This is a genomic window from Oscillatoria sp. FACHB-1406 (assembly GCF_014698145.1).
GTDB lineage: Bacteria > Cyanobacteriota > Cyanobacteriia > Cyanobacteriales > Spirulinaceae > FACHB-1406.
This window is the reverse complement of record NZ_JACJSM010000039.1, coordinates 1-25,422: the sequence shown is the minus strand read 5'-3', so window position 1 is coordinate 25,422 and position 25,422 is coordinate 1. Positions and strand designations below refer to the sequence as shown.

The window sequence follows — 25,422 nt, the reverse complement described above, 5'->3', positions numbered from 1 at the left end:
AATCGGGAGAAATCCGTGGTAAAATGGCAATTTACAACGGAAGATGCTCGGGTTAAACTCCATCATCTTTACCCACGGTTTTAAGCTTGTCAATGTAGTAGAGACGTTGCAAGTCAACGTCTCTACAGGCGATTTTTCAACTCTTATTTCAGCGCCATTCGCCCATTACCAATTGTCAATTATTCACTAAAGCCCCAAATATTCCCACATCCGCAACACTTCCGCCACCGTCCAAGCTTGCGCTACCGCACCGCGAGGACTCATCGGTGCGTTGCCGTCAAAGATTTCGCTCAAACTGCCAACGCAAGCATCTTGGAGGTGGTGTGCCATTGGTGCGAGGAAGGCGCGCGCGGCTTGCGGATTGTTGTATACTCGCAGGTGAGCGCGTACAAACGGCCCCAACAACCAGCCCCAAGTCGTTCCTTGATGGTAAGTTCCGTCTCGCTGCACGCGCTCGCCGCCGTAAAATCCGGCATAATGAGGGTCTTGGGGTGAGAGGGAGCGCAGTCCGTGGGAAGTTAATAAATGTTGGGCGACAATTTTGACAATCGCTTCGTTTTGTGTATGCCCTAATAAGGTCGTTCCGATTTCGGGTAAGGAGACGGCAAAAATTTGATTGGGACGCAGGGACGCATCATTACCTTGGGGCGTATCGAGGACATCGTAGCAGTAACCGAGGTCGGGGTTCCAGAAGCGTTGAAAGCCTTTGCGGGTTTGTTGGGCAAGACGTTCGTACTCGTCGGCGGGTTGATTGAGTTCGCGGGCAAAGCTTGCGATCGCACCCAAAGCATTGTACCAAAGCGCGTTAATCTCAACGGGTTTGCCGATGCGCGGCGTAACCACCCAATCGCCCACCTTCGCATCCATCCAAGTCAGTTGCACGCCCGCTTCACCCGCATAAATTAAGCCGTCGCCGGAATCGAGATGAATGCGATAGCGCGTGCCGTCGCGGTAGCCAGCAATAATCTCAGCAACGGCGGGAAACAGTTGCTCGAGGGCAGTTTTATCCTGCGTTGCCGCCCAGTAAGCGCGCACCGCTTCCACATACCACAAAGCCGCATCTACGGTATTATAGTGTGGCGTTTCCCCCGCTTCCGGGAAGACATTGGGCAACATTCCGCCATTGCAGTAACGGGCAAAAGTCAGCAAAATCGTGCGGGCAATCTCTGCACGTCCCGTAGTTAACGTCAAACCGGGCAGACTAATCATTGTATCCCGCCCCCAATCGCCGAACCAATGATAGCCCGCGATAACGGTTTTGCCGTTTGGTTCTTCCGGCAGGGCGCGCTCGACGATAAACTGGTTGGCAGCAAGAACCAACTGTTCGACCCAATCCGGGGCAGAAGGAGAGGGAGAAACGACGCGCCAACGTTGGAGCAAATCGCGATCGCAACTTTGTTGTTTTTCTAGGGCAATCGCGCCAGCAATCGGGCGTTGAGCGGAGGTACTACCAACAATCGTCAGGGAATCGCCCGCCGCCAGCATTACATCCACATCGCCCGCGTGGAGCCGATCTTCGCGATCTGGCAAACCGCGTTCCCGCTCCCGAATTAAGTCAAAACCGATATACCATTCATGCACTGCCCTCCAATGAGGTACGCTTGCTCCTGACTCCATCTCAGCAAACAGATAAAATGGCGTTGCCCCTTCAAACGCCATCACGCTCAACCGATTTTCTGCCGCATCTACCTGCATTTTCCAATCGCCGCCTTGGGTTTGACTGTGATAGTCGCGGTAGTTAACCAACGCTTTTAAACTGAGGGCGAGCGGCTGACTGGCACGGGTTACGGTATAGCGAATGTAAGTGGTATTTTCCCCTTGCTGCATCCAAATCCGTTTTTCCAGTAGCGCGTCGGCGCAGGCGAACGTCCAAACGGGAATAGAGCCTTCGAGGGCAAAACTTTCGATCTCGCGATATCCTTGAGGTGCGATCGCTTCGTCGTGCCAGCGATTGGCGTAGAGGGGATAATAATTTTGGTTGTAACACACCATCTCATCCAGTTTCGCCAGCAATAGCGTGCGTCCTAACGGCGGTTTGAGGGCAGCAACTAACAAGCCGTGATAGCGCCGCGTCGTGATTCCTGAAATCGTTCCCGAAGCATAACCGCCGATGCCATTTGTTACCAGCCATTCTCGCGAGTCTGCAATCTCTAAGTTGCCGCAAATTTCTCTGCCAAACTGAATGGTCATCTCGTCTTTCCCTCACTTTCGGAGCTTTGGCGATCGCGTCTTTTCTGGCTCTCTCTCATTTCCGTAGCGCTATTCTAAGCTAGAGTTTGAAGAAATTCCGATCTTTTAATTTTCGCGATCGAACTCTCGGTAAACTTTCTGTGTAAATTTCTCCCTCTCAAGGGTAGAGTAGGAGTTCGCGGGTTTTTCTCTCTAATTAACCCGCGATTGTAAATGATAGAGTAAAGAGGAGGGAGTGCATCGCTATTTCGGTTCCGTAGCGCGCGATCGCAGAATCATTTTCACTCGTTCAGCCTCCCGGCAAAAATAAGCGAAAATTGAGGCGAAGTTCCCAGCGTTCTCAGGCGTACCCGGATAAACCCTCAACTTAACAATACCCAACACCGATCGCGCCCTCAACTTAGATATTACTTTCGATCGCAATGGCTTATTCATCCCAGCGAACGCCGCTCGCCCTCGAAACGGCAAGCCCCACCCCCGATAATTCCCTCGCGCTCAAACAACTCGCGCGGGCAATCTCCCTTTCGCAAGGTCAATTTTCGCTGATTTTAGCCTGCTGCGAAAGTTCGAGTTTGCGGCAAGAAATCGCCAGCCAATTGCTCGATTTAACGGGAATGGCACTCTGGGAACTCACTGTACCGCGCTCTGCTAATACGCTGCTCGCCACAATCGAACAGTCTTTGCAAACTCCACCAGAAGGCTTATTAGTATCGGGATTAGAGTCTACCCTCAACCTCGACACCATCCTCAGAGCGACGAATCTCGCGCGTAACGAGTTTGCTCGGAAATTTAATTTTCCCTTGGTGCTTTGGGTTAACGAATCGATCTTACAAAAATTGAGACGCATTGCCCCCGATTTCAGAAGTTGGGCAAGTAACCCCATTCACTTTGCTGTGAACCCAGTCCCCGCCGTACAAGCCACGCCTTTGCGTTCTCGCGCGGCGGCTGTTGAAACGCCCGTCAGTCCGTCTCGTTCTTGGCAACAAACTGCCCTTCGTTTTGAAAAATTTCAACCGCCTTACTTCGAGCCAGAACGTGCTGTCCGAAGCACTCCGGATGTTACCCGCGATCGCCTTTCTAGCTATACTCCTTTTGACAGCACGGATTCCGAATTGTGCATTCTCGAACCCCACTCCTTAGAAGAGATGGAATCCGTTATCGAAGCCTTGCGATCGCGCAAATCTGTCGTTTTAAAAATGACACACTTCGGGCGCGAAGAAGGACAGCGCGCGCTTGATTTTCTGGTCGGCGGAACTTACGCCCTCGACGGCGATCAAATCAAAATTGCAGAAGCCCTATTTGTATTCGTGCCGAGTTGCACCCAGATCAGTCAAAGTAATTCGTAATTGATAATTCGTAATTCGTAATTACAATCGAAAGAACTTGAAGTAATTTAACTAGGGTAGAGCATACCCGAAGTCGCTTGGGGAGAGTCCCACCTAGGCGAGTAGACACGGCAAGGTATCTACTCTAAGTGGTCTCGTGGTCGCTGAGCTTGTCGAAGCGGTGAACCAAGAATCCCCGTCTATGAGAGAGCGGGGAGTGTCAACTCAGAGGCTCGAACCTACGCAGGCTTCGCTGCCAACCGCGCCAAACCGAAACATAACAGCGCATTAACCCCTAAGAACGCACTCGCCAGCCAGCCCGTTCCCAAACCCCAAACCGCAGGCGACACAACCGCATACACGCCCAAACAGGAAGCAACGCCTAGCGCCGTGCCAATCGCGAACCATTTCGCCACGGGATGCCCCAGCAACAGCAAGACTAAACCCGCCGGAATCAAAACGCTCGCAAACAGCGGATTGAGTGAAATTCCGCCCTGGACGGCATTGCCCAACTCCGGAATCGAACTGCCGAGAACGCGGAAAGGCCATTGGGGAAGGTCGAAAATATAGAAGCCGCGCAAGAAAAATAAACCCGAACTCCCCGCCACTAAGCCGCTAAACAGCGACCAACTCCACGCAAACGGGAAATAGTTACGCATCAGAAAGGCGAGCAGATAAGACCCTAGCACCATAATAATTTTGGGAGCGAGGGCAACTACGCCACCATCGAACCAAAAACGCAGATTGAGGTAGCCATTGTCTCGCAGCCAGCGGAAGAAATCTTTAAAGGTGATTTGACCTTTGAGGGCGAGTTGGACGGCTGCACCTGCATCGAGTTGCCCCGCACCGAAGTGATTGAGGGGGTCTTCTTGAATTTTGCGCGAAGATTGTTGCAGGATGTTGTAAACCTCTTCAGGACTATATTCCCCGGAGGCTTTAATCAAAGCCGCAACACCCGCGACGTGGGGTGCAGCCATACTCGTTCCTTGAAACCCGAGAAAAGCGGGTTCGCCGGTGCTGGGATCGATGGTATGTTGAACGATTTTTGCATCTTCGCTCCCGCCGGGAGCGGCAATATCTACGCCCGCACCGAAGTTGGAGTAAGGGGCTTTGTTTCCGGCTGCATCGAGGGCGGAAACGCTGAGAACGTTGGGATAGCGCGCGGGGTAGGAGGCAGAGTTACGGTTTTCGTTCCCCGCAGCGGCAATAATAACCGTACCTTTGTTGTAAGCGTATTTAATCGCCTCTTCGAGCAGGCTACTTTCCCCCGGACCGCCCAAGCTCATATTGATGACTTGCGCGCCGTTATCGGCAGCGAAGCGAATACCCTCGGCAATATCGGCAACGGTTCCGCCGCCTTGTCCGAGGACTTTAATGGGCATGATTTTAGCTTCGTAGGCAATACCGGCTACACCAAAACCGTTGTTGGTAGATTGGGCGATGGTTCCGGCGACGTGGGTTCCGTGGCCGACATCATCGGTAGCTTCGACGCGATCGCTAACAAAATCATAGCCTTTAACGAACTTGGTTTGTTTGAGGTCGGGAACTTGGGTTACGCCGGTATCGATAACCGCAACGGTTACGCCCGCGCCTTTGGTTTCATCCCAAGCTTGTTCGACGTTGATGTTGTGCAAGTTCCATTGCTTGCTGTAATCGGGGTCGTTAGGCGGCGTGAGCGCGCTGTAAAGGTAGTTGGGTTCGATGTATTCGGTAACGTCTTTGAGTTCTGAGTGACGGAGGGATTGGAGCGTTTGTTTGTCGCCTTTGACAATGTAGATATGGTCGGTTTGGGAGAATTCGCTATTGATGCGAGGGTTAACATGATATTGTTGTGCGATCGCGGCTAATTCCCGCTCGATTTGTACCGGAACATCTTCGCGAAAGTCTAGGATAATCGAGTCGAACTGACCTGTGGCTGCTAAGCCTTTGAAGTTCGCTAAAGCAAACCACAGCCCGACAACAAATAGACCAAAGAGCAACAGTTTCTTCATCGCATTTCTCTAGTGTTCCCTGTTTTCGAGGGAACCTCAAAAACAGGAGTGGGACACGTTCGCCAAATAGCCGCGCGATCGTTGTCTACCACGATAGCGCATCGATCGCGGGATGTAGCAGTAGGCTTAACGGCTAGGCGCTGTCTTGATTGGTTTGAGGTGTGTTTACTTTTTGTTAAGGAATGGGCGCGATCGCTAATGGGTCTTTCTGGAACTTAACGAGATTTGCCCCCGACGCAGCGCGCGATCGACCCCAAACCTAAGCAAACTGTTCTGACGTTTTATTTTTTTCGGTAAAATAGGGATGGCAAAACGCCGGATTCATCGGAATCTAGAAGATAAAGTTTTGCTGAAGATTACCGAATAAACAAGGACGAATTGGCTATGTCAGACCTCGATCGCGGAATCATGAAATTCAAGAATGCCGATAAGCCTATCGTCATCGCCATTTCATCGGTTTTAGTCTTTGGGAGCATTGCTTTACTCTTGGTTTGGGCTGTCTCTACTGCCTACGCCGTTCCCTAGACGGGAAGCCGAACTCGTTCGATTTGAGAAAGCAACGGCTCTACCAGTCCGTTGCTTTCTTTAACTTTCAATTCTTTCGTTAACAAATTTTTTTTGTGTCAGGCATCTATAATTCGCTCGACTTCCTTCAAGTCCCTCGATTGGTCGCTGCCACCGAACTCCAACCTCTCCTCGGTTCGATTTGGCTCGATGTCGCCGTTATTGTCATGATGCTCGTTTTGTCAGCTTGCTTTTCAGGCTCGGAAACAGCAATTACCGCAATGGATGACCTCAAGCTGCGAGGACTGATTAAGCAGCAAGGCGATCCCAGCGGGATTTTTCGACTGGTCTTACAAAATCGCGCCCGATTTATTACCACACTTTTAATCGGGAATAACTTAGTCAATAACTTTTCAACCGTTCTCACCAGTAACTTATTTGCTCTTTGGCTGGGCAATGCAGGGCTAGGGATTGCCACCGCCATTATTACAATATTGGTGCTAATTTTTGGGGAAATTTCGCCGAAATCTTTAGCAATCAGTAATGTCATGCCGATTTTTAAAGTCGTGGTACGCCCGATTTTTTGGCTGTCGCGTTTCTTATCGTGGTTTGGCATTATCAGCGCGATTGAAACGATTACCCAAAAAATGATTCGCTTGTTCCACAAACAACACGGCAAGAATGCCCCCCAAAGTACGACACTCAACGACCTTCAGCTAACTATTGAGATTCTCGGCAGCAAGGGAACTTTAGATATCTACAAGCACCAAATGCTGAACAAAGCTTTAATGCTCGATCGCCTAATGGCCAAAGATGTGGTCAAACCGCGCATCGAAATGCGCACCATCTCCCACGAAGCTAGCTTGCAAGATGTCGTCGAACTGTGTTTGGCAACCGGCTACTCCCGCATTCCCGTTCAAGGCGAATCGAAAGATAAAATTGTCGGTATCGTTCACCTCAAGGAAGCCTTGCGCTACAGCGCAGCCGTATCATCGGGCGGTCATACTCCCGTTATTGCTGCAATGGATGCGCCATTTTACGTCCCTGAAACGAAGCGCGTCGCCGATTTGCTCAAAGAGATGTTACAGCAGCGGGTTCATATCGCGATCGCGGTTGACGAATACGGGGGAACCGTGGGTTTAGTCACCCTCGAAGATATCCTCGAAGAACTCGTTGGGGAAATTTACGACGAAAGCGACTTTCCGCGCCATCGTACTATCCACGCTCCCCCAACCCCCGACTGAGAAAGCTCAAACTCAATCCTAGCAGGCAGTTTGGGCTTGTGGCCCTTTGCTTCTCGATTTTTTTTTCACAAAGAGTAGTAATTTGTTTAAACCTCTGCTAATATAGTAAACCGTGGAATTAAATAAGGGTCGATGCCCGAGCGGTTAATGGGGGTGGACTGTAAATCCACTGGCTACGCCTACGCTGGTTCAAATCCAGCTCGGCCCACCACAAAAAATCTAGTGCTGGATTTCTCCGCAATCCGCACATCAAAATATCAAGCCGCCCGTGTGGCTCAGTGGTAGAGCACACCCTTGGTAAGGGTGAGGTCACGAGTTCAATCCTCGTCACGGGCTTTAAGCTATAGTAAGGGTTTCTGTCGATTGACAAATTATTTGTCATCGTTGTCAAATTAGTGTCATCTTGACAAATTAAATGTCATCTTGACAGCGGCTTCTATTGCCTAACCTGCTAACTCTAATTGTCCCAGAATTGCGTTAAAACCGCCACTTACTGACAAAGCCCGATAACCCGAGTTCGAGATAGGCAGTAAAGCCCAATGCTCTCTTTTGCCGCCTTCTGAATTTCTTCGTCAGAAAAAGGAGCAATAAGACAACCCTTAACCCGAACTCGGATTCTGTACGAAGCGCCTTAAACGCGAACCGGCAACGGCGGACTGTCCACTTTTACCCCACTGCGATAGCGCTGCCCCAAACCGGCGGTAATGCTATAACTAAAACTCAACAAACGCAGCCATAAGGCGGGATTATTCTTTTCCAGCCACGGTTGCCAGCGCGGTAAAATATCCGGCAACCAAGCGAAAAGAAAAGCAATCAACGAGTCCAAGGCAAAGGCGAAATAACTCCCCAGCCAGCGCAAGAAATCCTTCGCACCCGCCTGCTGCCAAATCCAAGGAACCAAGCGAGGATTCATCCTTGCTGCCTTGAAGGCGAGGCGGTTGAACGTCAGCCAATCAAAGCGATCTTTAATAAACGTATCGGCAACTTCAGGGGGTTCGTTAGCGAGTAACCCAAAAAAGGTATTGAGCATCGCATTCACGCGTTCCGGAGGTAAGATTTGCCCGGTGGGAACCATCATCCCTTTAGAAAATAGCCAAGTTACAGCAAGGTTGCTTTGGTAAGCGCGGATTTGCTCGAGGTGTTCGGCGGCGAGTAAATCATGCTTCAAAGCAACGTTGAGGAGGGTAGTAAGGCGAGAGAGGTTGCGGACTAGGGAACCGAATCCGGTAAAGACAAGGGGCGATTGCAAGGATGCGGCATCGCCGATGGAAATGAGTCGATCGCGGGCAATAGCGCGATCGCGGCTGCCGACGCTAAAATGTCCGGGAATATAGCCGAAAGTCGCTTTTTTCCACTCCAGCGCTTCCATCTCGCAGTGGCGATACTCCGGCAGAATTGTAAAGAAATCTTCGTACATCTCTAATAAAGAGCCGGGATTATCGGGGTGAACCTGATGGTAGTGAAACAGATAAATCGTCAAATCATCTCCCGCCGCCGGAAATAATTCCCAAATCAACTGTCGCCCTCGAGACGTATCCCCATGAGAATTAAGAACGTCGCCGTAATTCGAGTCCCATACCTGTTCGTCGATACCGCTAACAATAGCCCCGACCGTCGGACAAACACTATCGAACGTCCGCCCGCCGTTGCGCTGCCACGCAATAGGCGAGGCGGTTCCCATTGCATCGACCAACAAACGACCGCTCGCTTGTTTCGCTGTTCCCGTGGGCAGTTCCCGCAATTGCACCGTTACTCCATCGGGGGCAAGATCGGCGCGAATAAACTCAGTTTCGTCCCAGATTTCACCGCCCGCCCGTTTTAATTTTTCACCGCACAATAACAGCAATTGCTCGGAATCGATCGCGATATTCAATACAGTCGGCGTGTGCAAAATCTTCGCTTTCAAATGCGGCGGATTGTTGCCGTCAAAAAATTTATTAAAACCGTCGCGATATTCTCGGGCGATCAAACTTTCAAACTCTGTTGCAGAAAATAACCCCAGATCGATTAAACTTTGAAATTCAGCGCGAGAGATATTCCACTCTCGGTTCATACGTCCGAAAGGCAAACGCTCGACCAGCAAAACTTTCCAGCCTAACTGCGCCATCACTGCTGCGTGAATTGCGCCTAAAGCGCCGCCGAGATAGATGAGGTCGTAGTCCGCTGCCTTGCCCGTCGCCGCACTGTCAAACACGACTTGCTGCGGTTGCTGGGGATTGCGAACGCTCTCGCGCCAGCGCTTTTCCCACCAATACACGCGGTTGAGATCGTACTCGCCCTGCGGCATTTTCTGGAAAAAATGGACGGTTTTTGGGTAATGTGGGGTCAGCGCCTCGAAGATAGATTGTTGCGCGAGATCGATCGCGGACGGATCCGGATAATGAGGGGGAAACTGCGATCGGATTTCCCGAACCAAGCGCTTAAGAACTTGTCGTTCTCCGGCAAGTTCCTGACTTCCCCAGCGAAAGACTTTTAGATAAGTCGTCCGTTGCACCGACCAAGTGAAAATTGAGAGTTCGTTTTCCGAAATCGAGGCGGCTGCGATTGAAGGATTGGAGAATGCAGCCAGACGCACTCCATCTGGTGTGGGGGTTGCCGCCAAACCCTCGGCAATCTGCGCGTGGTGGAGCCAGTCGCGAACGGCTTCGGTGTCTGGCGTAGGTATTTCGAGATAAAGGAGTTCTTTCATCTTTACAGTTTTTTATTTGGCAAATCTACGATCTTAATCGTCTCTTTACAGTCCCCGCGTCTGCTGTGGGTTAAACTTCGGGTTACATAAAAATTAGATTTTTTTACAAAAGTTTACATTTTGCGCGGGTTGCTGCAAAATCACAGTTTAGTTATCCTCACCGCTATGAATTATCGCATCCCTACCAGCCCAGACGAACTGATGGCTCTTCGCCAAGAGCCAGTTAACGAAGAGTTAATCGCCACCGCGATCGCGGGAACCATTCAAATTGCCCGCGAGCAGGGACAAAGCTTAGAAGACTTAAAAGCAGAAATCCTGCTTGATTCGGGCGTACTCAATGGAGAACAGCGCCGCTGGCTCAGCGAGCTAGTCGCTCGAACTTGGGTGAATTGGCCGGAGAAACAGACCAAATGATACCAAATCGCCCGTCCACTTTTATCGCTTGCTACTGAATATCAAGTGAAAAGTTCAATAATATCTTTCCTCTCTCTTAAGAAGGATAGACTAAGATTGCTTTTTACTTCACCAGAAAGATTCATCATTTCATAAATCCGAATAATCTAGAGAAGTTAGATTACGACAAGGATATTTATAACAATGCCTCTAACAACTATTAGCGAACTATATCCCGACTATAAAGACCGTATTTTTGACGGTGAAGATATTAAAGGTTATAGCGTTTACAGTGACGGCGAAGAAAAAATCGGTGACGTTCACGATATTTTAGTTGATGAAACGGGTCACTTACGTTACCTAGTCATTGATACCGGGTTCTGGTTCTTTGGAAAGCAAGTCTTATTGCCGATTGGACGGGCGCGTGTAGATTATGCAAATCATAGGATTTATGTTTTAGGGTTAACCAAAGACCAAGCCGAGCATCTCCCAGAATATCGGACAGATATGGTCGTTGATTACGACTACGAAGAGAAAGTTCGCGACACTTACCGTCCCGCAACAACCGCTTCAACTGCTGCTGTCGCAGGAACCTCTAGCGCTGGCTATACGCGCGATAATTATCGTTACGATAACGATCCCTCACTCTATGATTTGAACGAGGAAAGTCACCAAAGACTTAAACTTTATGAAGAACGCTTAGTTGCGAATAAAGACCGCCAAAAAACGGGAGAAGTCGCAGTCGGTAAAACCGTAGAAACCGAAACGGCTCGCGTGTCTGTTCCGGTTGAGAAAGAACGCATCGTTATTCAACGCACGACTCCGAACAGTACCGAAGCGGTTGCACCGGGTACAGCAACGTTTGATGAAGGTGAAGTTGCTCGTATGGAAGTCTACGAAGAAACGGCTAATGTAGAAAAGCAAGCTTTCGTGCGCGAAGAAGTCGAAATTCGCAAGGAAGTCGATCGCTCCACCGTAGACGCGGAAGAAACGATTCGCCGCGAACGACTGAACATTGACTCTCATGGAAATCCCATCGTTGATGGCGATATCCATCCCTAATTGTTAGTCTCTAATCGTTGGAATTCTGCCTTTCCTGAAGGCAAGCTTCGGTTACTCGATCGCTCGGTTAAGATTTTAGAATCTTAAGTATTTAAGTACGGGTAGAGTTTGTTGAAAGGCTCTGCCTGTACTCTTTTGTAACAGATAAACCATGAAAAATTGAACCAAGAATTACGAATTATTAATCAATTACGTTAATCCTTGCTAGCTCTCGATTTTTGGAACGTATTAGGAGAAAATCCAGCATGAATCCTTACGAAATTGAATCCGATCGCAGCCCAACTGATTTGCCTGATGCTTTAAAGCAGAATTTAGTCGGCTACCGCGTCCTTACCCCGCAAGATTTAGTCGTCGGTCGAGTTGAGGAAGTTGTGGTCGATCGCAATCGCCATCTCTATTTAGCCGTTTCGCGTTCGGCAGATGCTACGGGGGATTCTTCATTAGTCTGGTTGCCCGGTCAATATATTCAAACGGTCGAGCCGAGTCAAAAAGCGCTGTATGTTAAGCTGTCTCATACCGAGATTGAAGGTTTGCCGCCTTACTCTAAAAAAACAGAGGAAGATGTTACTGCACCCGCGACAACGCCGAGAGTAGATGAAAAGCATAATATTTCCCTGCTTGAAGAGCGATTAGTCGTCAAGCGCCATCGCCAAAAGATTGGCGAAGTTGTGGTTCGTAAAGAAGTTGAAACTCGCATTGTGGAAGTTCCCCTGCGATCGGAAAAATTAATTATCGAGCGAGTCGGTTCTGAGACTCAACGTTTAGCTGAAATCGAACTCGGTCGAGAAGAAATCGCCGGTCTTGATGAAAGTCTGGGTGTGGTAAGAGACGGACACTATCCGGTCAGTGCAGAGTTTAGTTCCCCCCAAGCTGCCGCAGAAGCGCTAGCCGCGATCGCGCGATATCAACACAATGGTAACGTTAGAGTGCGAGTCGAACTGGTTGTCGATAGTCCCGAAGCGCAACAAAAATACAAAGAGATGTTGCATTAGCGATCGCGCTAACTTTCAATACGAGATTATCATCGGGCGTTTGCAAGCGAATTCCCCGCAAACCATAGCCGACAACTTCGCCGTAATAGTCTTTAATTTTGACGCGATCGCCCACGCGATAGGGCGCTTCAAAGAGGGCTAACAAACCAGCAATGACCGAGCTTACATAGTCTTTGAATGCAAATCCCAAAGCGATCGCCAGCGAACGCGATCGCGCGCCACAGATATTCAATTCCGTCAAGTCCGTCGGCGCTGCGAAGAAAACACCAACTGAGGTTGGGGATGAGGACGATTTCGGGGGCGCGTTCTGCGCTGAGGGGCAATCCGCGTCCGAGTTGAGTCACGAGTCGGTTCTCGATCGCGTGGAGATCTAACGGACGTTCGCTCCACTGCAAGATTCGCATCGAAAGGCTGGCTTCGCGCTGTTGTTCTTCTAGCCCCGTACCGACGATGTGCGCGATCGCTTCTACGGAATTTCCGAGAATCGCTAGAGCGTTGCAATGGCGGTGAGGTTTTGAGCGCCACCGCGCAATTGCATCGTCGATGGTTGCGATTTCGTCCTTTAAAAGGGCGTTGGGGAGCGGGAGGCTTTCGAGTCGATCGCGAATGCGTTGCGCTTGTTCTGAGGGGAGCTCCTCGAGAGGATGCTCGCCAGGAGATTCTGAGTCAATGCCAGTAAAAGTCTTTCCGCTCGGGGCTGCGAGCCACCGAGTTGTCTTTTCCCGAACGCGATCGAAAAAGCTCAAGTCTATAGCACCTTTGCCACGTCTGACGCACTGGAAATATTTTCGCGCGCGATCGCGCTGTAGCCGCGTTTGAGCAAGCCTGCTAGGACTTGTCCGGGGCCGATTTCGACTGCTTTTTCTACGCCCAATTCCGGCAACTTTGCCATGATTTCCCGCCAGCGTACCGAACCCGTCATTTGCTTCACCAGGCGTTCTTTGAGTTGCGCGCCCTCGGTACAAGGGGTGGGATCGACGTTGGAAAGGACGGGAATGGCAGCATCGTTAAAGGGAATGGGTTCTAGGAGGGCGGCAAACTCCTGCGCCGCTTCCGCCATGAGGGGGGAGTGAAACGCGCCCGAAACGTTTAAAGCGACCGCTTTTTTTGTTTTGACGCTTGCAACCACTGCATCTACTGCTTCTGGGGTTCCTGAAATCACCGCTTGCCCATCGCTGTTATCGTTTGCTAGCACAACACCATCGGTTTTGTCAATAAAATCTTGAAGTTTTTCGCGATCGAACCCCAGCAGCGCGACCATTTTCCCGCCTTCCGCCGTATCCATCAACTCAGCGCGGCGCTTAACCAAGCGCAATCCCGACTCAAAATCGAAGACACCCGCCGCATACAGCGCCACGTACTCGCCCAAACTGTGACCGGCGACAAAATCGGGTTTGAGGTTGCCTTCGGCTAAAGCATCAACTAAAATCGACGCGATCGCGTACAAACAAGGTTGAGTGTACAGCGTGCGCGCCAACTGACTTTCCTCTCCCCGACAAACATCGAGAACCGACCAACCCAGAATCTCGTCCGCCCGCGCCAACTTAGCCTGCGCCGCCGGTAAATCTTTGAGATCTGCACCCATCCCGACGGCTTGCGAACCTTGTCCGGGAAATAACCAAACTGTTTTTGTCATTGCAACTTTTGATTCTTTAAAATTCTTCGAGCTTACTTTGATAAGGGAGGTGAAGAGAGGAGAGCGAACATCAACTCTCCACAGTATCACATTAATTCAGCCATATCGTCCCGTACAATTGCTGCATAGGGCCGTACAATTGAGGTTGCGTTGTAATCAGACGCTCGTCAAATACGTCCAATACATAGTTACGGATTAAGGAGTACAGGCTATGCCACAGGCAGTTGGAGCGCTGGAAACCAAAGGGTTTCCCGGCATCCTTGCAGCAGCAGACGCGATGGTCAAAGCAGGGCGCGTTACATTGGTGGGTTACATCCGAGTCGGAAGCGCTCGTTTTACCGTCAACATTCGGGGGGATGTTTCCGAAGTGAAAGCGGCGATGGATGCCGGAATTGCTGCCGTTGAAAACGCTTACGGTGCGACCTTAGAATCCTGGGTGATTATTCCCAGACCTCATGAGAATGTCGTTGCTGTTTTGCCCATTGAATACAACGAAAAAGTTGAAGTTTACCGCGAATCTGTGAACGGCCCCAGAATGCTCGGCCCCCTACCGGGCGGCGATCGCTAAAACAATACTCAAAGCGCACTCCCAACCGGGCAATTTGAGGGTTTTCTCCTAAGCCCGGTTTGCCAAACTAAACCTTACACGAACTTAACTTATGAGCTTATTCAATACCCTTCTCAACGCCCTGGATAACCCCGACCAAGAAGCAAATTCCAGTCAACTAACCGGACTTTTCAATGCCGTACAACAGTTAAGCACTGCGTCGGGAACCAGTCCGGATACCATGCAATCTGTCGTCGGAATTGTCGGCAAGCACGTTCGCTCTAGCCTCCAAGAAAAACGCACCAACGAAGGCGAATATCAAGCCCAACAATTGGTCAATCAGTTCGGCGGAATGCAGCCCAATAATCAAATCCTCGATCTGCTATTTAGCGCGCCTCAGCTTCAAGCAATGATACAAGAGGTTGCCAATCGCACGGGCTTAGACCCGCGCGTTATTCAATCCTTTTTGCCGACTTTAATTCCTTTAGTATTAGGTTTACTGAAAAGCGGAAACGTTCAAGGTTCCCAAGGTGCTAATAACCCCGTTCTTTCCGGATTTCTAGACCGCGACGGCGACGGCGATGTTGATTTAATGGATGCCATGCAGATGGCTTCGCGCTACATTCAATAACTTCTTTCCAACGCCAAACAAGCGCTACGCAACTCGGTTAGGATATTGGGTAGGGTGGGAGCGCCCATCAGCCAAGACTTCGGTGCATTAGTTCCACAGCGTACAGTAGGGACGTTAAATTTAATACCAATTCTCATTGATTTTGCACGATTCCCCAAGAGGGCATAACGATGTTATGCCCCTACGACGAAAAATTTAGTGCATCGTAACTGAGAATTGGTATAACGTCCCCACTCCTATAAAAGCGATCGAATTTTTTCCCAAATTGCAAGCTATCTGTAATACTCGTGCTACAATGAGGGTAAGACTTAATTTACGCCTAATGTGGATTAGAAGCCGAAAATCCCATTTTACTGTTCTTTCTCCCCTCTCCCAATTTTGGGAGAGGGGCGGGGGTGAGGGCAGTTAATGCTTTTGGATAATTCACATCAAACTTAATTTGTAAACTGCGCGTACCGACTGCACAACTGACTGAGCGCGCCCTTACTTCCAAGAGCATACATACTGAGTACGAGAGGAACGGTGATGCTGCCATGCAGCAGGTGCTTGAGAACGGGGAGTGCGAAAAACCTGGGAAGTTGGCCTGTAAGTAGCCATCTTTTAAAGAGTGTGTAACAACTCACCAGCGGAGTCCCCCTAGTAACTGAGAAAGCACAAACGCTCTGGAAACTCGCGCGCTTTTTAGGTCAGTATAAAGCAGTACGCGCAATCGTAATTGCAGGACAACTGTGACGATTTACTTTTACAGCACCCGCGAAACGCCCTACGGCTGTTTTTCTAATTTTTCCCGGCACGGTTTTGAATTAGATGGACTGTGGTGGACGACGAGCGAACACTACTTTCAAGCCCAAAAGTTTGTTGAAACAGACCGCGCCTGGTTCGATAAAATTCACGGCATTGCTACGCCTCGTGAAGCTGCAACAATGGGCAGAAATAGAGAACATCCGCTTCGTAAAGACTGGGAGCAAGTCAAAGATGAAATTATGTACAGGGCAGTTTTAACGAAGTTTAAGAGTCATAGCGATTTGCGCGAAATTCTTTTGAATACGGGGGATGAATTGCTGGTAGAAAATGCCCCAAATGATTATTACTGGGGCTGCGGAAAAGATGGCAGCGGTAAAAATAAACTTGGCATAACATTAATGGCAGTTCGGAAGGAACTCTAAGGTAGTTCGGAGAGCCTAAAAAATTCAAACCCAGCATATTATTTATAAACTTTTTTGTTAAGAAGAGTAGAGATGTTGTATACAACGTCTCTACAGATAATTTCGTAGGGTGGGCAGCGCCCACCAGCCTTAAATCAGTGCCATTCAAATGACTTATTAGATGACTTAAGTTATTAGCCTTTGGTTGCAAACCCAAGACAAGATAGGTGAGCGGGGGTTAAGCTTAAGTTAACACCAATGTGCTTAGTTTCGCTATTCCACTTAGCATTTCCCTTCTTTCTTTTGTTTGAGAACAGCACCCATACTTATTGCACTGATAGCCAGTAAGCCGAGTACAGAAGTGGGTTCGGGGACAGAAGTTGGATTGGGTAGTTCGGCTGTTTCAATCCCAAAACGCCAAGTTATGGGTGTTGTTGGAACCCATAGAAAGTCAGTAAAACTTACGCTAATACTTCCAGAATCCAAACCAACACTATCATTAAAGAGTATACTGTTAATATAGTTAGCAGGTCCGTCAAGAAGAGTAACGTTAGTAATGATACGACGCAAAGGATTGTCAACGGAATCGATGCCAGCAATTGTCAATACATCGTTTAAAAAAAAGATATTACGTGGCAAACCCTGAGAGATGGTGTAAGTAAAACCGCCATTAAAAAAGTCTAGAACATCTGTAACTGTATTCCCTGCGTAAGGAATCGTGTTATTAAACTCTACGCCGGGATTGGTAACTGTCGTTGTTACAGGAGACTGATTTGCGGCAACTGTTGTGAGACCCGAAATACTAATGCTATCACCTACGAAATTAGTAGCTTGTGCCGATGTTGTTGCGACTAATGTCATTAATGTCGTTCCAGCAGCAGTTAGAATTAGATTAGGTAAGGTTGCGGTAGGCATTGAATTTTTTAGATAAAGTAAAAACTTGACAGGAAACAGTTGAGCGCTTTAGTAGAAAAAACACTTAAGCTTGTAGATCCGAGTAAAACAAATATCCCAAATCTTGCCAAGGTTTTGTAAAGAAGTGTAAATTAGTTTTGATACAACTTTATCGTTATTCAACCCAATTTCCGATGAAACAGTGCGAATTGTGTCAGCGAGAGGTAGAACGTTTAACCGCGCATCACCTCATCCCCAAACAAGCCGCAAAACGCAAACAAGCAAATCCCGGTTCAACGGTTAACATTTGCTCGGCTTGTCACCGTCAGATTCATGCTTTTTTTGATAACAAATATCTCGCGCAAGAGTTGAATACGTTGGAGAAATTGAGGAGCGAACCGAAAATGCGGAAGTTTCTTGTTTGGATGGGCAAACAGGATGGAGCAAAACGAGTCCGGGTTCATCGTCAAACTTGAAAAATGTTGGTTTTCCGGTCAATCGGCTTAACTGATACCAGTTCTCATTGATTTTGCACTATTCGCACCAATTAGGGCATTGCAGTGCAATGCCCCTACAGATAAAATTTAGTGCATCAGGGCTAGGAATTGGTATGAGGTGGGTTTTGCTGATGGGTTGGATGCGCCTGACTGGTTGCAAGCGATCGCCGACAGCAAACTGAAAGAGCTTGAATATCCCAAAAATGTGGGATAAAACTGGATAAAAGTAGTACATCGACAAGCTTAATTCGAGGGGAAAAGAGATCGCTGAAATCAAGACTTAGCAAAAGGTTTAGGAATTACGTTACCCCCAATTTTAACCTTGTCGATGTAGTAGTGTCTCATTCCTCTAAATTCCTTTATGGTTAGCGATCGCCTCATTTCCCTGCAAGAACTTCTCACCGATCTCTACGAACAGTTAAGCGGTCAAGAAAAAGCCTTCCTTCGCGCGCCGGATGACGACAAAACTCGCATCCAGCAAAAAATTCGGGATAGAAAGAAGGAAATTCAAAAGTTCAAGCGAGAGTATTGGGAGCAATTGAGAACAGAAGCTCGTTCGCTAAAGGTTCCGGAAGTCGAAGCCCAAACCACCATCACCGCTATCGCCCAGGAAGTAGAGGCAGTGGAAGCGGAAGCCATCTATCCCAACGAGGCGATGCAAATTTTGCGGCAGATTTTAGCCGAGTTACAGAAACCGGGAACCCCCGCCAGCGGCAAATTAAAAGCAACGCTCCCTTTATTGCCGGGATTGTTGGGCTACGAAGTCGAATTAGACACCAGAGGATTATTACATCGCGTTTTTCCGCCGGTTCGCCAACTGGTGGGAAAGTAGCACCCCCTGCTCGCGAGAAGTCATCGGGTAAGGGGGATAAAGGTACGAAATTGGCTTGGAGGATTTTGCTGCTGGGCAGTTTGCTACTGGGCGGAACCGCCTTTTATCAAAATATTTGTTCCTATCTGCCTGCGTTGGCGGCGGCGTGTCCGCAGAAACCCGCACAGAAAGAGCAGTTGATTCTTGTGGCGGGGTTTGAGGGAGATTCTGAGGCGGAAAGCAAGCGCATCACCGATGCTGTTGTCGAGAGCGTCAAACAGGCAATGGGGGAGATGAGCGATGCGAGAATAAAAGTCCTCAACCGCACGATTACGGCGCAGCAGGGCAGCGAAGCGGCGCGAGAGGAGGGGAAAAAGCAGAACGCCGATGTGGTGATTTGGGGCGGACAACCGAAGACGGGAGGCAATGCACCGATTAACGTCAATTTTGAGGTGTTGGGAGAGGGGAAGGAGGCGAAAAAAGCCACGCCCCAGGCTCCAGAAACCAAAGCTACGCCGCAGGCTCCGGGAGTAATAGCAGCGACAAGTACCGCAGAACCCAAAAGTTTCAAGCTGCAAAGGCAGTTATTGTTCGATCGCGCAATCCATGACATCCTACAGAGTAATGCAAGTGTCTGTGAGGGTCGGGCAGCTTTCGGTACGAATGAGAGAAACTCGCTCTATCTACATACGGCAATTTGCCGTATACTATGAATTGACTGTCTGATTTTATGGGTCTAACGCCATGACCAATGCAACGGATTCAAAATTGCCAGCGCGCCTAGAAGTTCGGATAAATCGCGAAGCCAAGGCACTCGTGCAAAAAGCTGCTGACTTAGAAGGACGAACGCTTACAGACTTTGTGATTGCCGCCGTGCTAGCAGAAGCCCGCAGAGCGATCGAGCAACACCAAACTCTGAAGCTCAGTCTTGAAGATAGTAACGCTTTTGTTGAAGCAATTCTCAATCCTCCGAAGCCAAAAGTCGCCTTAAAATCGGCTGCTTTACGGTACAAACAAACCATCTCAACTTAAATCTCAATTTAATGGTTCTCGCGATTGAGTTTCTCGATAGCCGAAGGCATATCCGTTCTGACTTTTGCTGTGGAGAAGAGAGTTTGGATAGCTATCTGTGCAAGCAAGCCACTCAGGATATCAAAAGGCGAGTTTCGACTGTCTTTGTTTTAGTTGATGAGCCTGAGATGAATGTTTTCGGTTACTATACGCTCTCCTCGTATACGGTCAATGTCGCAGATTTAGAAGAAAAACTTGCTAAAAGATTACCCGCTTACCCCGCATTACCCGCAACACTACTCGGTCGTCTTGCTGTTGATAATCGCCAAAAAGGGAGAGGGTTTGGCGAACTCTTATTAATCGATGCCCTCAAAAAGTCTTTAGAGGCGAGTCAGCAGGTTGCCTCTCTTGCTGTCATTGTCGATGCTTTGAATGAGAAAGCTGCGAGCTTTTATAGAAAATACGGTTTTATCTCCTTCGTTCGGGAGCCGATGAAGTTGTATTTACCGATGAAGTCTATTGAAGAACTTTTTTAGTTATAGCGCTACTTGAAACGTGAATCTACGTTTTTTGACACACAAAAGTCTTAGCTGGTGGGCGCTGCCCACCCTACTCAATATCCTTGAAACGTGAATCTACGTTTTTTAACACACAACAGTTTTAGCTGGTGGGCGCTGCCCACCCTACCCAATGTCTACCCAATGTCTTTTTTAGTACACCGTGCGGGCGAATGCCATTCGCCCCTACCCATCTAATTTCAATTTTTGCACCTCATCCATATAAAAAACGCTATATCTTGACTTTCAGGCAGTTATTTGATACAAAAGATTTTTAAGAAATTATTAATGAAAATCCTACAATTTTACAAAATTTCAATTCTTGCAGTTAGCTTGGTTTTGTTGGGAGGATTGTCAACGGTTAAAGCGGAAAACGTCAGTCCTGCGAGCGAAATCATGTTAAATAGCGATCGCAAGATTTTGAGCGAGTTGATTCAGACCAATATTATCTATTTAGGAGAAACGCACGATAACCCGGAAGACCATCAAAAGCAATTACAAATTCTTCAAGCATTGCATCAACATCAGAGTAAGATTGCGATCGCGCTCGAAATGTTCCAACGTCCGTTTCAAACCGCGATCGATCGCTATCTCGCTGGTGAGATTACCGAAGCCGAACTGCGCCAACAAACAGAATACGACGATCGCTGGGGCTACGATTGGGAATTTTATGCGCCAATTTTACGCTATGCCAAAACCCACAAGCTGCCCGTCCTGGCTTTAAACGTTCCGAGTGAAATTGCTCGGAAAGTCGCGGCAGGCGGACTCGAAAGCTTAAGCCCCGAAGAAAGCCAGCAAATTCCTCCAGCCTCAGAAATTCGGACGGATAACGCCGCCTATCGCCAGCGTCTCGAAGTTGAATTCAACCGGCATCTAGAAGCAGGACATGGCAACAGCAAAGGCTTTGAGCGCTTCTTTTTAGTGCAAGTTTTGTGGGATGAAACGATGGCTGAAACCATCGCCCAATTTTGGCAAGATCGCCCCGACTATCAAATTGTTGTCTTAGCCGGAAAAGGTCATATTGAGTATGGAGACGGCATTCCCAGCCGCGTCGAGCGCCGCTTGCAGGGGAGCTATTTCGTGCAGCGTTCGGTTTGGTTGGGAGAATTTCCCGAAGGCGAAACCGAACCGGCGGATTTCGCTTGGCCGTGAATAATGGACAATATGATAATAGATAATAGATAATGAAAGATAGTAAGTTTTTAATTTTTAATTTTTAATTTTTAATTGAATGAGTTATTGCTTAAATCCCCAATGTCCGCAACCTCAAAATCATACCCACGAGAGATTTTGTACCGCTTGCGGTACGAGGTTATTATTAGGCGATCGCTACCGCGCGATCGAACGCATCAGTTCCGGGGGGATTGGTAGAACCTTTCGCGGGATTGATGAAGGACAACCGCAAAAAAATCCTTGCATCATCAAACAAGTCGATCTTCGCCAGCACAGCATTAGCAGCCTCGAAAAGGCGCAACAGATTTTTCTGAAAGAAGCGCTAAAACTTCAGGAGTTGGGCAGGCATCCTCAAATCCCGCAGTTACTCGCGTACATCGAACCCGAAGTCGCGCCGGGACAAGTGCCAGCCCTCGTGCAGGAGTGGATTGAGGGGCAGACGGTGGGCGAAGAGGGGAGATACGACGAAGCAGCGGCTTACGAATTGTTGCATCACGTTCTGCCCGTTCTACAATTCATCCACGATCGCCACGTCATTCATCGCGATATTAACCCGCAAAACTTACTGCGCCCCAATTTCCCTATTGCTAACGCGCCCGTTTTTTTGGTCGATTTTAGTACCGCTAAGGTAACGACAAAAACGAATTTAGCAAAAACCGGGACGATGCTCGGTTCCGCTGCTTATGCTGCACCCGAACAATTGCGCGGAAAAGCCGTTTTCGCCAGCGATCTTTTCAGTTTGGGGATGACTTGCATCTATTTGCTAACGCAGGTTCACCCTTTTGAGTTCTACAGCAGTATGGACGGGAGTGCAGTTTGGGGGGATTTCTTAACAGAACCGCTCAGCCCTCGCTTGCGGGGCATTCTCAATAAAATGATTGCGGAAGGATTGGGCGATCGCTACTCATCGGCAGCCGAAGTCTATCACGATCTCCACGCCGGAGCAATATTGAAGGTTCCGGAATTTGCCCCAAGCTCGAAAGCGACGCTCGCTCCGCGCTGGCGTTGCGTTGGCACGCTGACGGGACATTTAAGCTCGGTTCACGCGATCGCGTTTCACCCTTACGAATCCATCCTCGCCAGCAGTAGCGCCGATCGCACCATTAAGCTTTGGAATCTCGACAGCGGCGAGCAGACGGCAACCCTCACGGGTCACAATAGCATTGTCGCCGCCCTCGCCTACAGTCCCGATGGCGAACTCCTCATCAGCAGCAGTTGGGACTATACGCTGCGGGTTTGGCAAGAAGAAGTCGAAATTCGTACCTTAACCGCCCATAGCGGTTGGGTGAGCGTTTTAGATATCAGTCCCGATGGTAAATTTCTCGTTAGCGGCAGTGCTGACAAAACGATTAAGTTGTGGAACTTAGCCAATGGCGAGTTGCTCGATACGTTTGACGGACATCAGGGGGATGTTGATAGTGTTGCGATCGCGCCGTTTTCTGTTTCTCTAAATCCTGGCGATATTAAAGGCATTCTCGCCAGCGGTAGCGCCGACGGTACGATTAAACTGTGGAATTTAGCGACGGGGAAGGAATTGCGAACCCTCAGCGATCGCGAAAAGAGTACCAATGCCCTGATCTTCAGTCCTACCGGACAACTCCTCATCAGTGGTAGCATCGATGCAACCCTGAAAATTTGGTCGCTTCAGGACGGCGCGATCGTCCATACTCTCAGCGGACACGAAGCCCCCATTAACGCGATCGCCCTCAACCGCGAAGGCAACTTACTTCTCAGCGCCAGCAGCGACAATACGGTTAAACTCTGGCATCCTGCAAGCGGACGCTTGCTACAAACGCTAGAAGAACATGAAGCGGGCGTTCTCGGCGTTGCTATCAGCCCCGACGGGCAACTAATTGCCACTGCCTCTCAAGATAAAACCATTAAACTGTGGCGATTTCAATAAAGGGGAGGACGCGATCGCGCTGATTTCGTATTTTAGAGAAAGTCGCGATCGCCCAAACCGAAGAACCGACAATCTCCCCGCCGCCTACCACGATAACCTAATGGCAATCTTCACCTTTTAAGAAATTCGGCTCGAATTCAAGGCTTAAGAACTCGAACGATTGCAAAAACGGTTAGAGTAGAGGAAATAAGAACCTATCCCTAGCAACACCCCCAAATTTTACAATGGCCTCCGGTCGCCCGATCTGCCTTTATTTCCTCATTAGCTGTCTCGGCTTTTCCGTTGCAGCGTGCGCCAATAACCCCAACTTCGGACGCTGGTTTGCCCCCGATCCTAAATTACAGCCCAGTCCGACTCCCACCGTTACCAATAGCCCCCAGCCCACGCCGACAGAAAGCGTCGCTCGAGTTCCGGCTAATTTTCCGACAGAGATTCCTCGCTATCCCAACGCCGAGTTAATCGAATCAGAGTTAACCTCGCCGGAAGTCGGAACGGTGACGCGCTGGACAACCCCCGACTCGGGAGAAGCGATCGCTGCCTTCTACGAGCGAGAATTAAAAGACAAAAACTGGGAAATTCTCTCCGCCCCCTCCCCCTCCCCAGCACTCCCCAACGCACCCAAAACGATTGCAGCCCGTCAAAAAGACCTCAAAATCGTTCTCTCTATCCCCAACAAACTGCCAACCGATTCAACCCCAGGATCGAGCTTCGAGCTTAGCTATCTGTGGGAAAGCACCGCAACGCCCTCGCCGGTAACATCGCCAACCCCCACCAACGTTGCCAACGTCGCCCTCACCGATATTTCCACGCTGCCCGCACCCACCCAGAACACCCTGCGCGACTTAGCCGCATTAGGAGTCATTCCCGCAACCGGCGCATTTGAACCCAACAAAGCAATTAACCGCGCCGAATTTGCCCGCTGGTTGGTAATGGCGAACAATGCCCTTTATGCCAACAATCCCGGCAAACAAATTCGTCTGATTCCCAACCCAACGCAACCCGCCTTCAAAGACGTTCCGAAAAGCAACCCTAACTTTGCCTACATCCAAGGATTAGCCGAAGCGGGCTTAATTCCATCGCCCCTCTCGGGCAATACTTCCGCTACACTCTTTCAGCCCGATGCTCCTTTAACGCGGGAAAATTTAGTGTTGTGGAAAGTTCCGCTCGATACCCGTCAAGCCTTACCGAAAGGAACCCTTGATAATGTTCAAAAAACTTGGGGCTTCAAAGATTCGGGACAAATTAACCCGATCGCGTTTGGCGCGCTGGCTGCGGACTATCAAAACGACGAACAATCGAATATTCGACGCGCTTTCGGGTTTACGACTCTCCTACAACCGAAAAAACCCGTCTCCCGTGCAGAAGCTGGCACCGCGATCGGGTTTTTCGGCTACCAAGGAGAAGGCGTAACCGCGCAAGATGCTTTGCAACTCAAGGCTGCGCCCCAGTCTACGCCTGCGGACGCTTCGACGCAGCCTACACCAGAAAGTGCTTCACCGCAGCCCGCGCCTTCAACGCCAGCGCAATAAACGCGAGTTCGACGGCGCACAATAACGAAGTGCCAAAATAGAGGCAGTTTCCAATCTTCGGTGTTTTTATGTCTCGCCAAGAACTCGAACATCAGCTTCTCACCCTATCGCTTTCCGACAAAGCAGAACTCGTTCAAAACTTAACCCGAACCCTTCGCATCAGTGGAAAGGGAATCAGTAAAACGCCCGGTGTTTGTGGCGGAGAAGCTTGTATTGCTGGAACCCGGATTGCTGTTTGGCTATTAGTCGAAGCGCAACAGCTTGGGATTGGCGAAGCCCAACTCTTGCAAGACTACCCTCATATTACCGCTGCCGATCTTGTCAATGCTTGGGCCTATGCCGATGCTCATTCCGAAGAAATTTCAGCAGCTATTCGCGCTAATAATGAGGTAGCCTAGTCAATGGCACGCCTGTATGCTGACGAGCAATTTCCAAGGGCAGTCAGCGAACTGCTACGAAAGATAGGACATGACGTTTTGACGGTTCAGGAAGCTGGCAATGCTAACTTGGGGATTCCCGATGAAGATGTATTAGCTTTTGCGATCGGCGACAATCGTGCTGTTGTGACCCACATTCCGCACGACAAAAAGTAGTTGCTCTGTGCGACAGGTGAGAGGGAGTAGGAGTCAAGTCCCCTGATGAGGGAAAATGAAATCATGGCACTGTAGCTTATTGACCACTCAAAGATGAATTCCCCC

26 protein-coding genes, 2 tRNA genes and 1 pseudogene are annotated in these 25,422 nt (G+C 49.3%); 21 read left to right on the top strand and 8 right to left on the bottom strand.

What is annotated here, in order from left to right:
- Window positions 1–186 precede the first annotated feature (186 nt).
- Entirely contained in the window at window positions 187–2,190 is a 2,004-nt protein-coding gene (locus H6G50_RS23625) for an amylo-alpha-1,6-glucosidase (RefSeq protein WP_190722044.1), read from the bottom strand.
- Between the two features lie 422 nt (window positions 2,191–2,612).
- Here H6G50_RS23625 and sepF point away from each other — a divergent pair, with 422 nt between their 5' ends.
- Window positions 2,613–3,536 carry a cell division protein SepF gene (gene sepF / locus H6G50_RS23620; RefSeq protein WP_190722042.1) on the top strand — a complete coding sequence of 308 codons (924 nt, stop codon included), beginning with the start codon at window positions 2,613–2,615 and terminating at the stop codon, window positions 3,534–3,536.
- Between the two features lie 218 nt (window positions 3,537–3,754).
- On the opposite strand, the gene H6G50_RS23615 is transcribed toward sepF, so the two are convergent.
- The gene (locus H6G50_RS23615) at window positions 3,755–5,506 is read right to left on the bottom strand and encodes a S8 family peptidase (RefSeq protein WP_190722040.1); all 1,752 of its coding nucleotides are present in this window, start codon (window positions 5,504–5,506) and stop codon (window positions 3,755–3,757) included.
- Between the two features lie 384 nt (window positions 5,507–5,890).
- On the opposite strand from H6G50_RS23615, the gene H6G50_RS23610 reads away from it, so the two are divergent.
- From H6G50_RS23610 to H6G50_RS23595, 4 genes are all read left to right on the top strand, one after another.
- A complete protein-coding gene (locus tag H6G50_RS23610) occupies window positions 5,891–6,031 on the top strand; it encodes a hypothetical protein (RefSeq protein ID WP_190722038.1) in 141 nt (46 codons plus the stop codon).
- Between the two features lie 206 nt (window positions 6,032–6,237).
- The gene (locus H6G50_RS23605) at window positions 6,238–7,254 is read left to right on the top strand and encodes a hemolysin family protein (RefSeq protein WP_190722046.1); all 1,017 of its coding nucleotides are present in this window, start codon (window positions 6,238–6,240) and stop codon (window positions 7,252–7,254) included.
- 126 nt (window positions 7,255–7,380) lie between these two features.
- Window positions 7,381–7,465 (top strand) — tRNA-Tyr (locus H6G50_RS23600).
- A 53-nt stretch (window positions 7,466–7,518) separates the two neighbouring features.
- Window positions 7,519–7,590 (top strand) — tRNA-Thr (locus H6G50_RS23595).
- Between the two features lie 295 nt (window positions 7,591–7,885).
- Here H6G50_RS23595 and H6G50_RS23590 read toward each other — a convergent pair.
- Complete coding sequence (locus H6G50_RS23590) at window positions 7,886–9,943, bottom strand: flavin-dependent dehydrogenase (protein ID WP_190722036.1); 2,058 nt, start codon at window positions 9,941–9,943, stop codon at window positions 7,886–7,888.
- A gap of 165 nt (window positions 9,944–10,108) precedes the next feature.
- Here H6G50_RS23590 and H6G50_RS23585 point away from each other — a divergent pair, with 165 nt between their 5' ends.
- The 3 genes from H6G50_RS23585 to H6G50_RS23575 all read left to right on the top strand — a co-directional run bounded on the left by H6G50_RS23585 (window position 10,109) and on the right by H6G50_RS23575 (window position 12,390).
- On the top strand, window positions 10,109–10,357 hold the full coding sequence (locus H6G50_RS23585) for a hypothetical protein (RefSeq protein WP_190722034.1): 249 nt from the start codon (window positions 10,109–10,111) through the stop codon (window positions 10,355–10,357).
- A 183-nt stretch (window positions 10,358–10,540) separates the two neighbouring features.
- Complete coding sequence (locus H6G50_RS23580; RefSeq protein WP_190722032.1) at window positions 10,541–11,398, top strand: DUF2382 domain-containing protein; 858 nt, start codon at window positions 10,541–10,543, stop codon at window positions 11,396–11,398.
- A gap of 245 nt (window positions 11,399–11,643) precedes the next feature.
- A complete protein-coding gene (locus H6G50_RS23575) occupies window positions 11,644–12,390 on the top strand; it encodes a DUF2382 domain-containing protein (protein WP_190722030.1) in 747 nt (248 codons plus the stop codon).
- Here the strand turns inward: H6G50_RS23575 and H6G50_RS23570 are convergent.
- The 3 genes from H6G50_RS23570 to fabD are packed head-to-tail and all read right to left on the bottom strand — an operon-like array spanning window position 12,320 to window position 14,026.
- A complete protein-coding gene (locus tag H6G50_RS23570; protein ID WP_242032964.1) occupies window positions 12,320–12,535 on the bottom strand; it encodes a mechanosensitive ion channel domain-containing protein in 216 nt (71 codons plus the stop codon). The genes H6G50_RS23575 and H6G50_RS23570 overlap by 71 nt on opposite strands.
- Window positions 12,519–13,136 (bottom strand): hypothetical protein, encoded by a 618-nt coding sequence (locus tag H6G50_RS23565; protein WP_190722027.1) that lies wholly within the window; start codon window positions 13,134–13,136, stop codon window positions 12,519–12,521. The genes H6G50_RS23570 and H6G50_RS23565 overlap by 17 nt, the downstream gene beginning before the upstream one ends.
- 2 nt (window positions 13,137–13,138) lie before the next feature.
- On the bottom strand, window positions 13,139–14,026 hold the full coding sequence (fabD, locus tag H6G50_RS23560) for an ACP S-malonyltransferase (protein ID WP_190722025.1): 888 nt from the start codon (window positions 14,024–14,026) through the stop codon (window positions 13,139–13,141).
- Window positions 14,027–14,237: 211 nt separating this feature from the next.
- On the opposite strand from fabD, the gene H6G50_RS23555 reads away from it, so the two are divergent.
- Window positions 14,238–14,594 (top strand): BMC domain-containing protein, encoded by a 357-nt coding sequence (locus H6G50_RS23555; protein ID WP_190722023.1) that lies wholly within the window; start codon window positions 14,238–14,240, stop codon window positions 14,592–14,594.
- 91 nt (window positions 14,595–14,685) lie between these two features.
- On the top strand, window positions 14,686–15,204 hold the full coding sequence (locus tag H6G50_RS23550) for a DUF937 domain-containing protein (RefSeq protein ID WP_190722021.1): 519 nt from the start codon (window positions 14,686–14,688) through the stop codon (window positions 15,202–15,204).
- On the opposite strand, the gene H6G50_RS23545 is transcribed toward H6G50_RS23550, so the two are convergent.
- The gene (locus H6G50_RS23545; protein WP_190722019.1) at window positions 15,198–15,341 is read right to left on the bottom strand and encodes a hypothetical protein; all 144 of its coding nucleotides are present in this window, start codon (window positions 15,339–15,341) and stop codon (window positions 15,198–15,200) included. The genes H6G50_RS23550 and H6G50_RS23545 overlap by 7 nt on opposite strands.
- A gap of 591 nt (window positions 15,342–15,932) precedes the next feature.
- Here H6G50_RS23545 and H6G50_RS23540 point away from each other — a divergent pair.
- A complete protein-coding gene (locus H6G50_RS23540; protein ID WP_190722017.1) occupies window positions 15,933–16,370 on the top strand; it encodes an NADAR domain-containing protein in 438 nt (145 codons plus the stop codon).
- A gap of 261 nt (window positions 16,371–16,631) precedes the next feature.
- Here the strand turns inward: H6G50_RS23540 and H6G50_RS23535 are convergent, their stop codons facing one another.
- Window positions 16,632–17,264, bottom strand: a complete 633-nt coding sequence (locus tag H6G50_RS23535) for a PEP-CTERM sorting domain-containing protein (RefSeq protein WP_190722015.1) — start codon at window positions 17,262–17,264, stop codon at window positions 16,632–16,634.
- Between the two features lie 173 nt (window positions 17,265–17,437).
- Between H6G50_RS23535 and H6G50_RS23530 the strand changes: the two genes are divergently transcribed.
- The 10 genes and pseudogenes from H6G50_RS23530 to H6G50_RS23485 form a co-directional block, all read left to right on the top strand.
- The gene (locus tag H6G50_RS23530) at window positions 17,438–17,719 is read left to right on the top strand and encodes an HNH endonuclease (protein WP_190722007.1); all 282 of its coding nucleotides are present in this window, start codon (window positions 17,438–17,440) and stop codon (window positions 17,717–17,719) included.
- 382 nt (window positions 17,720–18,101) lie between these two features.
- Entirely contained in the window at window positions 18,102–18,572 is a 471-nt protein-coding gene (locus tag H6G50_RS23525) for a hypothetical protein (RefSeq protein WP_190721998.1), read from the top strand.
- A gap of 50 nt (window positions 18,573–18,622) precedes the next feature.
- On the top strand, window positions 18,623–19,264 hold the full coding sequence (locus tag H6G50_RS23520) for a hypothetical protein (protein WP_190721997.1): 642 nt from the start codon (window positions 18,623–18,625) through the stop codon (window positions 19,262–19,264).
- Between the two features lie 31 nt (window positions 19,265–19,295).
- The gene (locus H6G50_RS23515) at window positions 19,296–19,583 is read left to right on the top strand and encodes a DUF1778 domain-containing protein (RefSeq protein WP_190721995.1); all 288 of its coding nucleotides are present in this window, start codon (window positions 19,296–19,298) and stop codon (window positions 19,581–19,583) included.
- An 11-nt stretch (window positions 19,584–19,594) separates the two neighbouring features.
- On the top strand, window positions 19,595–20,098 hold the full coding sequence (locus tag H6G50_RS23510; RefSeq protein WP_190721993.1) for a GNAT family N-acetyltransferase: 504 nt from the start codon (window positions 19,595–19,597) through the stop codon (window positions 20,096–20,098).
- Between the two features lie 309 nt (window positions 20,099–20,407).
- Window positions 20,408–21,271, top strand: a complete 864-nt coding sequence (locus H6G50_RS23505; protein WP_190721991.1) for a ChaN family lipoprotein — start codon at window positions 20,408–20,410, stop codon at window positions 21,269–21,271.
- A gap of 79 nt (window positions 21,272–21,350) precedes the next feature.
- Entirely contained in the window at window positions 21,351–23,195 is a 1,845-nt protein-coding gene (locus tag H6G50_RS23500) for a serine/threonine-protein kinase (protein ID WP_190721990.1), read from the top strand.
- A 224-nt stretch (window positions 23,196–23,419) separates the two neighbouring features.
- The gene (locus tag H6G50_RS23495) at window positions 23,420–24,724 is read left to right on the top strand and encodes an S-layer homology domain-containing protein (RefSeq protein ID WP_190721988.1); all 1,305 of its coding nucleotides are present in this window, start codon (window positions 23,420–23,422) and stop codon (window positions 24,722–24,724) included.
- Between the two features lie 68 nt (window positions 24,725–24,792).
- Window positions 24,793–25,122, top strand: a complete 330-nt coding sequence (locus tag H6G50_RS23490; protein WP_190721986.1) for a DUF433 domain-containing protein — start codon at window positions 24,793–24,795, stop codon at window positions 25,120–25,122.
- A gap of 3 nt (window positions 25,123–25,125) precedes the next feature.
- Window positions 25,126–25,293, top strand: a pseudogene (locus H6G50_RS23485) (DUF5615 family PIN-like protein); the annotation flags it as partial.
- Between the last annotated feature and the right edge of the window lie 129 nt (window positions 25,294–25,422).

Bases quoted from the DNA above. Each gene is read 5' to 3' on its own strand.
- H6G50_RS23625 (WP_190722044.1), bottom strand. From the start codon at position 2,190: ATGACCATTCAGTTTGGCAGAGAAATTTGCGGCAACTTAGAGATTGCA.
- sepF (WP_190722042.1), top strand. From the start codon at position 2,613: ATGGCTTATTCATCCCAGCGAACGCCGCTCGCCCTCGAAACGGCAAGC.
- H6G50_RS23615 (WP_190722040.1), bottom strand. From the start codon at position 5,506: ATGAAGAAACTGTTGCTCTTTGGTCTATTTGTTGTCGGGCTGTGGTTT.
- H6G50_RS23610 (WP_190722038.1), top strand. From the start codon at position 5,891: ATGTCAGACCTCGATCGCGGAATCATGAAATTCAAGAATGCCGATAAG.
- H6G50_RS23605 (WP_190722046.1), top strand. From the start codon at position 6,238: ATGATGCTCGTTTTGTCAGCTTGCTTTTCAGGCTCGGAAACAGCAATT.
- H6G50_RS23590 (WP_190722036.1), bottom strand. From the start codon at position 9,943: ATGAAAGAACTCCTTTATCTCGAAATACCTACGCCAGACACCGAAGCC.
- H6G50_RS23585 (WP_190722034.1), top strand. From the start codon at position 10,109: ATGAATTATCGCATCCCTACCAGCCCAGACGAACTGATGGCTCTTCGC.
- H6G50_RS23580 (WP_190722032.1), top strand. From the start codon at position 10,541: ATGCCTCTAACAACTATTAGCGAACTATATCCCGACTATAAAGACCGT.
- H6G50_RS23575 (WP_190722030.1), top strand. From the start codon at position 11,644: ATGAATCCTTACGAAATTGAATCCGATCGCAGCCCAACTGATTTGCCT.
- fabD (WP_190722025.1), bottom strand. From the start codon at position 14,026: ATGACAAAAACAGTTTGGTTATTTCCCGGACAAGGTTCGCAAGCCGTC.
- H6G50_RS23555 (WP_190722023.1), top strand. From the start codon at position 14,238: ATGCCACAGGCAGTTGGAGCGCTGGAAACCAAAGGGTTTCCCGGCATC.
- H6G50_RS23550 (WP_190722021.1), top strand. From the start codon at position 14,686: ATGAGCTTATTCAATACCCTTCTCAACGCCCTGGATAACCCCGACCAA.
- H6G50_RS23545 (WP_190722019.1), bottom strand. From the start codon at position 15,341: ATGAGAATTGGTATTAAATTTAACGTCCCTACTGTACGCTGTGGAACT.
- H6G50_RS23535 (WP_190722015.1), bottom strand. From the start codon at position 17,264: ATGCCTACCGCAACCTTACCTAATCTAATTCTAACTGCTGCTGGAACG.
- H6G50_RS23530 (WP_190722007.1), top strand. From the start codon at position 17,438: ATGAAACAGTGCGAATTGTGTCAGCGAGAGGTAGAACGTTTAACCGCG.
- H6G50_RS23525 (WP_190721998.1), top strand. From the start codon at position 18,102: ATGGTTAGCGATCGCCTCATTTCCCTGCAAGAACTTCTCACCGATCTC.
- H6G50_RS23515 (WP_190721995.1), top strand. From the start codon at position 19,296: ATGACCAATGCAACGGATTCAAAATTGCCAGCGCGCCTAGAAGTTCGG.
- H6G50_RS23510 (WP_190721993.1), top strand. From the start codon at position 19,595: ATGGTTCTCGCGATTGAGTTTCTCGATAGCCGAAGGCATATCCGTTCT.
- H6G50_RS23505 (WP_190721991.1), top strand. From the start codon at position 20,408: ATGAAAATCCTACAATTTTACAAAATTTCAATTCTTGCAGTTAGCTTG.
- H6G50_RS23500 (WP_190721990.1), top strand. From the start codon at position 21,351: ATGAGTTATTGCTTAAATCCCCAATGTCCGCAACCTCAAAATCATACC.
- H6G50_RS23495 (WP_190721988.1), top strand. From the start codon at position 23,420: ATGGCCTCCGGTCGCCCGATCTGCCTTTATTTCCTCATTAGCTGTCTC.
- H6G50_RS23490 (WP_190721986.1), top strand. From the start codon at position 24,793: ATGTCTCGCCAAGAACTCGAACATCAGCTTCTCACCCTATCGCTTTCC.